Consider the following 12,688-nt stretch of genomic DNA (forward strand, 5'->3'; position numbering starts at 1 on the left):
ATTTCTCCAAATTCATTCAATGGATGTTTATATCTGTTTGAATTAAATAATTAATAATACCAATTACAATTTAAACTGCGATTTGTATTATTGATTATAATTTTATTATCCTTTTTTGAATTACAAACTCTAATTAAAAACATTCCAAAAAGGATTTAAGATTTTGCAATACATAACTAATTTAAAGTGCGTTACTATTTTTTTGTAGAAACAATTTCATAACTAACGTTAATTCCGATTTAAAGGATTAACTTTAATATTCACAATCATTTTAGTTATGATAATTATAAAATGGTATTCAAACTAAAAAACCTGCTCTAATATATTAGAGCAGGTTTTTTTGAAAACAAAATAGGTTATTCCTTTTACCAGAAATACCAATAAAACATGCCTGTAATAAATAAAATAATGCAAGAATGAATTACATCCCACTTATTCCAAGAGTGTCTTTCTTCAGCTAATTCTTCTTTTGATGAAGTGCCAAAAACCAAACCTTTAATTTTCTCGGCAGAAGGTGCTTCTGTTATTAAACTAACTCCAATAACAACCATAATACACACCAAAAACATCCAGCCACAGAAAAATAACCAGTTTAAATCATAAAATAAATACTTAAATAAAGATTCTCCTGCATCAATCGAAGTTGAATAATATACCTTGGCTCCTAAACGCGTTAAACCAATTATAAGACCAGAAATTAGACCCCACATTCCTCCTAAGGCAGAAGTTCTTTTCCATGTTACACCTAGTAAAAATGCAGCGGCTATTCCCGGTGCTAAAACAGATTGAACATCTTGTAAATATGTATAAAGTACATCGCCAACACTTCTCATAATTGGAATCCAAAGAATTCCTAGTATTACAACTACTAAGGTTGCTATTTGTCCGATTCTAACCAATTTTTTCTCTGGCGTTTCTGGTTTTATTCTTTTATAAAAATCTATAGTAAATAACATTGCAGATGAGTTAAACAAAGACGCTAGCGAACTCATTAAAGCTGCCAAGATTCCACAAACAACCAATCCTTTTACTCCTGCTGGTAATAATTTAGCTACTAAGGTTGGAAACGCTGCATCAGCATTGGCAACACCATTTTCTAAATAAGGTAAAAAGCCTTCTCCTCCTGCACCAACATGTTTTTGATGAATGGCAAAAGCAATCATCCCAGGAATTAAAAATAAAAATACCGGCAATAATTTTAAATAAGCTCCAAATATGGTACCTCTTCTTGCTTCTTTTACATTTCTTCCAGAAAGTACTCTTTGAACAATATATTGATCTGTACACCAATACCAAAACCCAATAATGGACGACCCAATAAGTGCACCTAACCAAGGAAAATCTTGATCCTTATTGCTTCTTATTAAATTGACCATAGTATCACCATAATCATTTACGGGTACCGCTCCTGCTATTTTAATCATTTCATTCCAACCTCCAAGTTCCTTTAAACCTAGAACTACAATAATTAAAGAACCTAATAATAAAATAGGCGTTTGTAAAACCGATGTGTACAATACAGATTTCATACCACCAAAAATGGTATATAAAGCTGTTATTAAAACTAATCCTATTGCAGCAATCCAGAAAAAGTCTATACCCCATAATTCATCAATTCCAAAAACTTGTTGAAAAACCAAACCACCAGCATACACTGTAACAGCAACTTTAGTTAACACATAACTTATTAATGAAATAACAGAAAGAATAGTTCTTGATTGTGGATTGTAACGTCTTTCTAAAAACTCTGGCATGGTATAAACCATACTTCTAGAATAAAAAGGCACAAACACCCAACCTAGAATTAAAATCATCCACCCTTGAATTTCCCAGTGCGCCATCGCCATACCACTAGAAGCGCCAGCTCCTGCCAATCCAATTAAGTGCTCCGAACCAATATTTGAAGCAAAAATAGAAGCGCCTATAGCGATCCAACCTGCATCTCTTCCTCCTAAAAAATAATCATCTGAGCTTTGTTGTTTTTGTTTTACTACATAAACAATAATACCTATGAGAAGTAAGGCAAAAATACCAATAACAATCCAGTCTAATGTTTGTAATGCTTGCATATAGTATTGTTTTATTTAGTTGAAAATTTGAAGATTGTTTTTGTCTCGTATTTATCGCCAGGGTTTAAAACAACTGATGGAAAACCCTTTTGATTTGGAGCATCAGGATAATGTTGTGTTTCCAAACAAAAACCGGTTCTAAAATTATAAGTCCCTCCTTGTTTGCTTGGTAACGTTCCTTTTAAAAAATTACCAGTATAAAGCTGAATACCAGGTTGATCGGAAAAAACCTCTAATAATCTACCACTTTCACTATGATACGCAGTTGAAGCTAATCGCATTCCTTCATTCTGATTATTTAATACCCAACAATGATCATAGCCTAATCCTCTTTTTAATTGTTCATCTTTAGCATTTATATCTTGCCCAATAGCTTTAGAAATCCTAAAGTCAAACGGCGTGTTTGAAACATCTTTTAATTCTCCAGTTGGAATTAAAGTCGCATCAACTGGTATAAATTTATCTGCATTAATAGTGATTTCATGATCTAAAATAGGCTTTGAAAAATCTCCAGACAAATTAAAATATGAATGTTGTGTAAGGTTTACAATAGTCTTTTTATCTGTGGTGGCTTCATATTTAACTTCTAAAACATTATCATTAGTTAAAGTATAAGTTACCAACGTATTTAAATTACCTGGATAGCCTTCTTCTAAATCTTTACTCATGTAGTTTAAAACCAAGGACGCTGATATACTATCAGATATAGTTTCTACAGCGCTCCATACAACTTTATCAAATCCTTTTGCACCACCGTGTAAATGATTTTTTCCATCATTTGTAGCTAACGTATAATCAATACCGTCCATAGAAAATTCACCTTTGGCTATCCTATTTCCATATCTACCTATTAAAGCGCCAAAAAAAGGACAATTTTTTATGTATTCTGGATTCAAATATTGTTCTAGAGAATCAAAACCAAGTACAACATCTTCAACCACCTTTTTTTTGTTGGGCACTTTTAAAGATGTGATTATTCCACCATAAGTGATAATAGATACTTCCATTCCATTATCATTTTTTAATATAAACTTATCGACTTTTGTATTATCGCTAGTAAGTCCGAAATCCTCTTTTGAAATCATTACACTACTTTTTGTTTCGGTTTTTGTATCCAGCATTTTATCTTCTTTTTTATCACCTTTACATTGGATGCTTAAATAAGCCGCGCCAAATAGACAATAAAATATGAATGCCTTTTTTAATATATTCATAATTGCGATTAGTTTTGTTAATTACAATCGATGCTGAAACATATTGTAATACGCTTCATTTGCATTGATTTTATCTTTAAAATCTCTTACCGTTGTTTTATCATCTATAACTAACAACTCTATACCTGCTATATCGGCAAAATCCTCCATAAATTCTGTAGTAACCGATTGACTATAAACCGTATGATGTGCGCCACCAGCCAATATCCATGCCGTGGCTGCAATTTCTAAATTAGGCTTAGCATCCCACAATACTCTAGCAACAGGAAGTTTTGGTAAATCTGCCATAGGTTTTACGGCTTCAACTTCATTTACAATTAATCTAAACCTGTTACCCATATCTACTAAAGACACATTAATAGCATTACCTGAAGCAACATTAAATACTAATCTAGCGGGATCTTCCTTTCCTCCAATACCCAATGGATGCACTTCACAAGAAGGCATACCTTCTGCAATTGAAGAGCAAATCTCTAACATATGGGATCCTAACACATAAGATTTTTGAGGGGTAAAATGATACGTATAATCTTCCATAAAAGAGGTACCACCTTCTAATCCATAATTCATAACTTTAAGAGCTCGCACCATTGCAGCTGTTTTCCAATCTCCTTCACCTCCAAAACCATAGCCATCAGCCATTAAGCGTTGCGTGGCGATTCCAGGTAATTGTTTTAGCTCTCCTAAATTTTCGAATGTATCTGTGAAGGCTTTAAAGCCTCCTTCGTCTAAAAATGATCTTAAGCCTAATTCAATTTTTGCAGCGTCAACTAATGATTGTCTCTTATTTCCTCCTTTTCTAAGAGAAGGAGTTAGTTCATAAGAAGTTTCATAAACCCCTAATAAATTATTTAAATCGGTTTCAGAAACCTTATTCATATGCTTAATTATATCCGAAGAATCATAACCATTTACCGAAAATCCGAAACGAATTTGAGCTTCAACTTTATCACCTTCGGTCACGGCAACTTCTCGCATATTATCACCAATTCGAGCAACTTTTAAGTTTTGTAATTCATCCCAACCAAGCACCACACGCGACCAAATTCCTAATTTTTTCTGAACACGGATATCTCTCCAATGCCCAACAACTACTTTCCGTTTTTTACGCATTCTGGACATTATAAATCCAAATTCCCTATCACCATGAGCCGACTGATTTAAATTCATAAAATCCATATCAATCGAAGACCAAGGTATCTCCGCATTAAATTGTGTGTGTAAATGGCAAATTGGTTTATTTAAAATATTTAGCCCCCCTATCCACATTTTTGCGGGTGAAAAAGTATGCATCCAAGTAATTAGACCAATACAATTTTTTTGTGCATTTGCTTCTTGACATACGTTTGTAATTTCTTCGGGAGATTTTACTGTAGGTTTAAAAACGATTTTTACTGGTATATGTGATGAAACATTAAACCCTTTAACTATTTCCTGAGAGTTTTTAGCAACTTGTTTTAAGGTTTCTTCACCATATAAATGTTGGCTTCCAGTAACAAACCAAATTTCCTTTTGAGATATATCTATCATTTTGTAAATTATTTAAAATTATTATTGTCCGTAATAGGAGTTTTTTCCATGTTTACGTTCGTAGTGTTTTTTTATTAATGAATCTTTAAGTCTTGATGCTTCAGGATTAATTTGCCTTGTTAAATAAGCCATTTCCGCAATCACTTCTAAGACTTTACTATTATATACAGCTTTAGCCGCATCTTTCCCCCATGTAAATGGGCCATGATTTCCAATAAGAATCATTTCAACTTCCTTGTGGGAAATCCCCTTGCTACTAAAACAATCAATTATTTGAATACCAGTATTGTGCTCATAATTACCTTCAATAAGTGTATCACTCATAGGTGGTGCGCACGGAATATCTGAAGTTAAATGATCTGCATGAGTAGTTCCAAAAATGGGAATATCCAACTGAGATTGTGCCCATGCCACGGAATACTTAGCATGTGTATGCGCTATACCTCCTATATCATCCCAATTCTTGTATAGGTAAGAATGCGTTTTTGTGTCTGAAGAAGGGCGCATGCTGCCTTCAATAATTGTGTTTTCAAAATCAACAATTACAATGTCTTCTGGTTTTAAAACCTCATAAGCAACACCACTTGGTTTAATGGCAAATACTCCATTTTTTCTATCAACCGCGCTAACATTTCCGAACGTATATACTACTAAATTTAAAGCGTTTAGTTGCATATTAGCCTCATAACATTCTTCTTTTAATGCTTTAAACTTGGAATTCATATTCTTTAGATTTTATAGTATTTTCAATAAATTCCCCTAAGGTTTTATATGATTCCATTCGGTGTTTATATACTTTAACATAATCTGCCTGTGGAAAATATTCTGCCTCAAAATCACTTCCCATATTTTTGCTGGCTTCAATAACATTTGGGTAAATACCGGCAGCTACGGCTGCATAAATTGCGGCTCCTAACGCTGGTGCTTGATCAGATTCTGCTACTTTTACCGGCATATTTAAAACATTAGCCAATGTTTGCATTATAAATGGGGATTTTCTAGCAACACCTCCAATACCAATAACTGATTCAATTTTAACCCCCTCGCTTTCAAAACGATCGACAATCATTTTTGAACCAAAGCAAATAGCATTTACCAAAGCCTTAAAAATGTGTGGTGCTTTTGTGCCAAGAGACAAATTACTCATGGCGCTTTTTAACTCCTGATTTGCGTCTGGTGTCCTGCGACCGTTTATCCAATCTAATGCTGTTGGAATACTTTCTGATAATGGTATATTTTCGGCCTGTTCTGCTAAGGTTCTTATAAATTTTGCATCAATTTCGGCCTGAAGTTTTTGTTTAACATCGTCTGAAAGTAAATTAGAATTCATCACTAGATTATCAATAGGCCAACTCAGCACACTTTTAAACCAGGCTAGAACGTCACCGAATGCCGATTGCCCTGCTTCTAAACCTACTAATCCAGGTATTACCGAACCATCAACCTGCCCACAAATACCGCGAACTGTTTTTGTTCCAATTACTTTATGCGGAGAAACCATAATGTCGCAAGTAGATGTCCCCATAACTCTTACCAAGGTATGCTCGTCTATTTTAGCGCCCACTGCTCCAGAATGTGCATCAAAAGTTCCTACTGCTATTACTGTTTTTGTTGTTAATCCCAATTTTTGGGCCCATTCGGTATTAAGATTACCGGCAACAACATCAGATGTGTATGTTTCGTTATATAAATTCCCTCTTAGTTCAGCCAAATAAGGATGCAACTGACCCAAAAATTCTTCCGGAGGTAAACCATCCCAGTCTCTATGCCACATTGCTTTATGGCCTGCAGCACATCGACTTCTTTTAAAAGTTTTTAAATCTTTATCTTCAATCAATAAATAGGTCATTAAATCACAATGTTCTAACCACGTGTGCGCTGCATTTTTAACGGCTTCGTCTTCTCTTATCACATGTAATATTTTAGCCCAAAACCATTCTGATGAATAAATTCCTCCTTCATACTTTGTAAAATCTTCACCTCCCCAATTTGCGGCAAGTGTATTTATTTCATTTGCTTCTTCAATGGCTGTATGATCTTTCCATAAAATCATCATGGCATTAGGATTGTCCTCAAAACCTTTAACCATAGCCAACGGTGTTCCATCTTTAGCCACTGGAATTGGCGATGAGCCTGTTGTATCGATACAAATCCCTTTAATGTCTTCAGGTTTTACACCACTTTTTATTACTACAGATTTTATTGTATTCTCTAATCCTTCAATATGATCTAATGGATGCTGCCGGAATTGATTGATTGTAGCATCACAATACAAGCCGCTTTTCCATCTCTGATAATAGTGAACACTTGAGGCTAACTCATTTCCTGTAACGGTATCTATTAACACTGCTCTCACAGAATCCGACCCATAATCTAACCCAATTACATAATTATTCATTTCAAAAACTTTTTAACATTTAAACAAATATAGTATTTTTATTTTATAAGTGTAAAAAAAACACTTGTATTTTTATTTAAATAAATTTTGGGAAAACAAATACAAATCATTCTTCCAAACTTCAAAATCATGTGCCCCAGATTCTTTATACCAAATGTGCATAATTTGATTTTGCTCTAAATAATTATGTGTTCGCGTACTAAACAGTAATAATTCATCGTCTTCTCCACATGAAATCCACAACAAATAAATTGGAAAGGCCATAGCTGATGGATTTGGAATTAACTCGTTTGGTAATTTTGTATTTGGTGCCGACGAAAATCCCCCAATCCAAGAAAATGTATCTAAATTTCCTAAACCAAAATTTAACGACTGTCCACCACCCATTGATAATCCTGCTATTGCTCTATGAGATCTATCGTTTAAAACGGAATAATTAGCTTCAATAAATGGAATTAAATCTGTTAGCAAATCCCTCTCAAAATTCATAAATGCTTCTACATTTTCTGCTGAAAAAATATCACCTTCAACCCTATCATTTTCTTTGGCTCTTCCATTTGGAAAAACAACTATCATAGGTGCTAGTTTATTTTCGGCATATAAATTATCCAAAATCGCTTTGGCATTTCCACCTGCCAACCATTCATTTTCATCGCCTCCGATACCATGCAATAAATAAAGCACTGGGTACCGAAGTTTATTGGAATATCCAGGAGGTGTATATACATTTACATTACGAACAACCCCAACGGTTATAGAATTATATTGTACCGATTCTACATTACCATGAGAAATGTTATCATTAATAACATCGAAACCTTTAGGTGCTCTTTGAATTTCAGATTGTGAAAATACTTGAGCACAGAAACCAATTAATAAAAGAAATACATACGGTTTATTAAATAAATCCATCTTTAAAAAAGATTATAAATTAAATTTTAAAATAGAAAAGGAATATGGTTGTAAACTCAGTTCAGCCTTATTCCGTTTAAGTATATATTCTGTTTCTTTTGGACTAATTGTGAAGGGGTCTTCAAAAGAGTTTATACCCATTAAATTAGGATGAGATAAAACAATAATTTCACCCTTTGATTTTAACTTATATCCTGTGAGATCAATAATTATACTTTTAGGTTGATTTGAGGTATTTACCAATTTGATAATAACTTCTTTCTTTATCATATCTTTGGCTGCAGTAGCATACAAATCATTTTGTCCAGTTACAGCTTTACCATCTCGAGTAATAGCTATGAGATCTGTTCCTGAATTGTTTCCATATAACTTTTGAACATAGTAATTTGCTGTTCCATAAGATTCTAAATTATTAAACCAAATCATGTCTGGTGCCCACTGAAACGCATCAACATGGGCCATTAACGGAGCGTATGAAGTTAAATTAACTACATCTGCATTACGTTCTAAACCTGTCATAAAAGCAGCTTCAGAAAGAGCAGTTTCCCAATTGTTCTCTTTTGAACCATCTTCAACATCTTTCGGATGAGCCGCGTATTCACCAGCGAATACTTTTGGACCATTTCGATCATAACTATCATATCTATTAGCATTGTCCCTAAACCATTGCGGTTGGCGATAGTAATGTTCATCTACAATTTCAACATTCAATTTTTTCAGCTCTTCCCAGCCGTATTCAAAATAATCGCCATCAGGAAAAGGTCCGCTTCCTGAAACAAGTACGATTTCTGGGTATTTAGCCTTAATTGCCTTATGAAATACTTCGTAACGTTCTATGTAAGCTTCGCCCCATTGTTCGTTTCCAATGCCTAAATATTTTACATTGAAAGGCTCTGGATGTCCCATATCTGCGCGAAGTTTTCCCCAAGAAGTTGAAATACTACCATTAGCAAACTCGATTAAATCTAATGCGTCTTGCACATAAGGATCTAATTCTTCCATTGGAACTAATTCTCCAGTATTGAACTGACAAGCAATTCCACAACTTAAAATTGGTAATGGCTCAGCACCCAAATCTTCGGAAAGCAAGAAATATTCAAAGAAACCTAAACCAAAACTTTGGTAGTAATCTGGTGCTGGTTTGTGGGCAAACTCGGTATTCCAACGGTTTACCAACAACTCTCTATCTTCAATATTACCAATAGTTTTTTTCCATTGGTATCGTCTTGCCAAGGTTCTTCCTTCAACTATACATCCACCTGGAAATCTTAAGAATCCAGGATTTAAATCGTCTAATAATTGCACTAAATCTTTACGAAGGCCTTTTTTTCTACCTTTCCATGTATCAACAGGAAATAACGATATCATATCCAAATCTATTTCTCCAGTTCCTTCAAAAGTGAATTTCAATTTCGTCTTCAATATAGTTTTTGAAGCTGTTAACTGAGTCTCGTAACTTTTCCAGTTCTTTCCTTTTGGCAGAATAATTGTTTCCCCTAAAACATTATTTAAAGAATCAATAAATTGAATCTTAATTTTTGTGATATCTCCACTAAACTTTTTAGCATTAATAGTCAGGTTATATTTGGCATCTTTTTTAACTCCCATGCCTCTAAAACCCTCATTAATCAATTCGTATTTAGGGCCTTTAACTTCCACTCTTGCGTACGTTTGATTCGTGTTTTGTCCAGCATATTTTATAGGGCTCAAATAACCTGATTGATTGTTAAGACTAAGTTTATTACTATTTGGTTCTAACCAACCCATTTTAGAATCCAAAAATTCAAAAGATCGATTTTTAACCATTTCAGCGTACAAACCACCATCTGCAGCAAAGTTGATATCCTCGAAAAAGATACCATACATAGTTGGTTGTATTTTTACACCTGTAGCATTTAAGTCTACAACTAGATTGATAGTTTCATTCGAAGACGATGTAGCTTTCAGTTGGCCTATCGCCTTAAAACTGAATAAGCTCGCAACTAAAAAAGGGATAAAAAGTTTGTTAACTAAAAATTGGAGTTTCATAACTTAAATTTAATAATACTCGAATAGTGGTTTTCCGGACTCGTCAAATTTTACTTCCATAACTCTTGCGTGTCGGTTGGGATCATATAAAGGGTCACCAATAATATTTTCGTAATCTCTAGCATGATAAATACTTAAAGGAACTCCATCTTCTGAAACGGTAAAACTGTTATGCCCTGGACCATAAATACCTTTTTCATAATCTGTTTCTAAAACAGGATATCTAGATTTTTTCCATGAATTTCTATCTAATAAATCGGATGCTGCATCAGCTTCCATCATTCCCATGCAATAACAAGCGCCTGTTGCACTTGCTGAAAACGTGATATAAATTTTGCCTTTATTTTTTATTACTGCGGGTCCTTCATTTACCCAAAAATCTATTCTCTCCCAATCATAATCAGGTGTAGTCAACATAAACTGAGCTGTCTTTAGCTTAATTGGCGATTCCATTTCAGCTAGATACAAATTAGAAGCTGCAAACTGCCCACCGGTTTTTTCAGCCCAGCAAAAATATCGCTTACCATTATTTTCGAAGATCGTTCCATCTAGTGAAAAATCAATAAATGTTTTATTATCGCCTTCGGCTGCCTGCATTTGTCCAAGTTCCACCCATTCATCTTTTAATGGATCTTGCCCTTTACATTCAAGTACGTAAGGTCTTAATTTCCAAATATCATCAACTTCACTTGCTGCAAAATATATATACCATTTTCCATCTAAATAATGAATCTCTGGTGCCCAAATATGCTGACTCATAGGCCCTCTATCATGTTTATACCAAACATGGAAGGTTTCAGCATCTTGTAATTCACGAATAGTTTTAGCCCTTCTAAGCTCGATTGAGTCATATGTTGGTATAGAACCTGTAAAATAATAATAACCATCTGAGTGCTTATAAATAAACGGATCTGCACGTTGTTCAACAACAGGAGCGTTCTTGAAAATTCTAGTCATTTTAAATGTTTAATTTTGTTTTAATAGTTTCATAATATTCATCAGTTATTTTATATCGGAACATAAGACCGCCCATAATAACATGAAATATTCCTGGGATGATTGTTAGCATTAGAGCAAAACCCATTAATGCGGTTTCTGTCTGTACCTTATCTGGTATATAACCAAAAATGTCTAACAAATAACCAACTGCTGCGCCTGCTACTCCCATTCCGGCTTTTTGAGCAAAAGAAATACCTCCAAACGAAAGTCCAGACACACGTTTGCCAGTCTCTGCATGTCCATGATCTACAGCCTCAGCAATAGCCGACCAGAAAACAGGCGCATGTAAATCGACTACAAATGATAATATAAAGTACATGAAGTAAGCTAATATTAAATCTCCGGGTTTAATAATCACAAACATCACTAAACTAATAACTCCAACTGCAAGTTGTGAATATTTAAAAAGCTTCACTTTACAATAACGTTTCGTAATAAATGTAGAAACTGGCATGGCTAAGATTGCTGCAACAACACCTGTTGCCATAAAAGTTGATTGAACTGTAGCATCACCGCCAAGAAAATACTTTGCATAGAATATAGCTACCGAACCACGAATAACATAGCCTACTGTTCCTGTAAAACAGACTCCAAATAATAGTGTCCATTGACCATTTTTAACTAGTAGTTTGAATTGTTCGAGCAATGGTGTTTTATCGACCACATGTTCTACACGTTCTTTAGTTGTATAGAAGCTAAACAAAAATAAAAGTGTTCCTAGTAATGCCATTGTTCCCATTGCTAGTTGATATCCTTTCGCCAAATCATTTTTACCCAATTTTTCTGCCATTATAGGCACAACTATAGAAACAAGAAAAGCAGCAACTTTTGCAAAGAAAAGTCGAAAGCCATTCGCAGATAATCTTTCTTTTGGATCACTAGTTAATACCCCTATTAAAGAAATGTATGGAATTGTGACAGAAGTAAACATTAGTGTTACAAATATATAAGTGATATAAGCATAAATTAGTTTACCTGTGTAATCAAACCCTGGCGTTGTAAATGTTAAGAAAACTGAAATTCCGAAAGGCACTGACAAGAACAAAAAATAGTGCCTGTAACGCCCCCATTTTGTTGTAAACTTATCAGTTATAAGTCCCATAAGTGGATCCGTTATCGCATCGATAAACCTAACCAACAAGAACATTAATGCCATGTCCGTAGGTTTTAAACCATAAACATCTGTATAAAAAAATGTAATAATTAGAAACATGGAAGAGATAACGACATTGACTGCTGCATCTCCTGATCCATATCCTATTTTTTCAAGTATGCTTAACTTTTGACTGTTAGATTTCATAAATTATTTTCTAAATGTTTAAAATATTCAACAGCTAAGTGATTATCACTTGTGCCATTTAGTTGGTTTAATGTTCCATATTAACCCTCGGTTGGTGATATAGAATTATAATTTCATTATTGTTAATTTCATTTTTGATATATCTCTTGAATTTATTCTTTAAAATGAAAAAATTTAAGTCTTTAGATTTAATACAGTCTTAAAAATGAATTGATACTGTAAAGTTCAACTTGTTGTT

Annotated in this window: 9 protein-coding genes; all 9 read right to left on the reverse strand. The window is 34.0% G+C overall.

Annotation, left to right across the window (positions count from 1 at the left end):
* Positions 1-365 precede the first annotated feature (365 nt).
* Complete coding sequence (locus ACFQ0I_RS13105) at positions 366-2,069, reverse strand: sodium:solute symporter (RefSeq protein WP_379942958.1); 1,704 nt, start codon at positions 2,067-2,069, stop codon at positions 366-368.
* Positions 2,070-2,080: 11 nt separating this feature from the next.
* A complete protein-coding gene (locus ACFQ0I_RS13110) occupies positions 2,081-3,283 on the reverse strand; it encodes an aldose epimerase family protein (protein WP_379942959.1) in 1,203 nt (400 codons plus the stop codon).
* Positions 3,284-3,304: 21 nt separating this feature from the next.
* Positions 3,305-4,813, reverse strand: coding sequence for an L-arabinose isomerase (araA, locus tag ACFQ0I_RS13115; protein ID WP_379942961.1), 1,509 nt, complete (start codon positions 4,811-4,813; stop codon positions 3,305-3,307).
* 21 nt (positions 4,814-4,834) lie between these two features.
* On the reverse strand, positions 4,835-5,536 hold the full coding sequence (locus tag ACFQ0I_RS13120) for an L-ribulose-5-phosphate 4-epimerase (protein WP_379942962.1): 702 nt from the start codon (positions 5,534-5,536) through the stop codon (positions 4,835-4,837).
* Positions 5,520-7,211: a ribulokinase gene (locus ACFQ0I_RS13125; RefSeq protein ID WP_379942963.1), complete on the reverse strand. Its 1,692-nt coding sequence runs from the start codon at positions 7,209-7,211 to the stop codon at positions 5,520-5,522. The genes ACFQ0I_RS13120 and ACFQ0I_RS13125 overlap by 17 nt, the downstream gene beginning before the upstream one ends.
* Before the next feature lie 72 nt (positions 7,212-7,283).
* Complete coding sequence (locus tag ACFQ0I_RS13130) at positions 7,284-8,123, reverse strand: alpha/beta hydrolase (protein ID WP_379942965.1); 840 nt, start codon at positions 8,121-8,123, stop codon at positions 7,284-7,286.
* Between the two features lie 12 nt (positions 8,124-8,135).
* Positions 8,136-10,151, reverse strand: coding sequence for an alpha-L-arabinofuranosidase C-terminal domain-containing protein (locus tag ACFQ0I_RS13135; protein WP_379942966.1), 2,016 nt, complete (start codon positions 10,149-10,151; stop codon positions 8,136-8,138).
* Positions 10,152-10,160: 9 nt separating this feature from the next.
* Positions 10,161-11,108, reverse strand: coding sequence for a glycoside hydrolase family 43 protein (locus tag ACFQ0I_RS13140; RefSeq protein ID WP_379942967.1), 948 nt, complete (start codon positions 11,106-11,108; stop codon positions 10,161-10,163).
* Position 11,109: 1 nt separating this feature from the next.
* The gene (locus ACFQ0I_RS13145; RefSeq protein ID WP_379942969.1) at positions 11,110-12,450 is read right to left on the reverse strand and encodes an MFS transporter; all 1,341 of its coding nucleotides are present in this window, start codon (positions 12,448-12,450) and stop codon (positions 11,110-11,112) included.
* Positions 12,451-12,688 lie beyond the last annotated feature (238 nt).

It is taken from the genome of Mariniflexile aquimaris, from assembly GCF_042676825.1.
In the GTDB taxonomy this organism is placed as follows: Bacteria; Bacteroidota; Bacteroidia; order Flavobacteriales; family Flavobacteriaceae; genus Mariniflexile; species Mariniflexile aquimaris.